The organism is Mycobacterium sp. E3247 (assembly GCF_001667785.1).
Lineage (GTDB): Bacteria > Actinomycetota > Actinomycetes > Mycobacteriales > Mycobacteriaceae > Mycobacterium.
The window spans coordinates 1-619 of record NZ_LZJG01000437.1 but is presented as its reverse complement, the minus strand read 5'-3'; the positions used below and the strand labels follow the sequence as shown (position 1 = coordinate 619).

The following is a 619-nucleotide window of genomic DNA, read 5'->3' as shown; positions in this document are numbered from 1 at the left end:
CTTGTTCGGGAAGTAGTGGTACAGGCTGCCGCTGGTGACGTCGGCCGCCCGGGCGATCTCGCGAATCGTGGTGCGCGAATAGCCATTCTCGGCCACACATCGCATCGCGGCGGTGATGATGCGGGCCCGGGTCTGCTCACCGTCGGCACCCACCGGCCGACCCAATTGCGGCGGCGTGACGCTCATGCGGCGGGAAGCCCGCCGCAGCTCCGTCCATCACGCACTACGCACCTCCGCGGCGAAGCCGGAACTAATCGATCACTCGATTATATTCGACCGTGTCGGGGACCGGGAGCCGGCGGACGGGACGCGCGAGTGAGGACAGCATGGTGACGCGGGCGCAACGGGGACGTCCGGTCGGCGCCAGCGGCGAGGAGACGCGGCAGCGGATCGTCGTTGCCACCATGCGCTGCGTGGCCGAATTCGGGTACGCGGGCGCCACCATCCGTGAGATCGCCCGGGCCGCGAACGTCACCAGCGCCAGCCTCTACAACTACTTTCCGAACAAGGCGGAGCTGATCAACGCCGCGATAGCGGCGCGGACCGACGTCGCGTTGCCGCGGCTGCGCGCGGCCGCCGCGCGCCCGGGGACCGCCGTCGACCGGATCGAGGCGGTGCT

General features: G+C 70.0%; 2 protein-coding genes. One reads left to right on the top strand and one right to left on the bottom strand.

The annotated features are described in order from the left end of the window. Positions 1-186, bottom strand: a 186-nt coding sequence (locus tag A9X04_RS22240; RefSeq protein WP_156764483.1) for a TetR/AcrR family transcriptional regulator, incomplete at its 3' end; no start/stop codon positions are given. Between the two features lie 143 nt (positions 187-329). On the opposite strand from A9X04_RS22240, the gene A9X04_RS22235 reads away from it, so the two are divergent. After that, on the top strand, positions 330-619 hold a 290-nt coding region (locus A9X04_RS22235; protein WP_156764482.1), incomplete at its 3' end, for a TetR/AcrR family transcriptional regulator.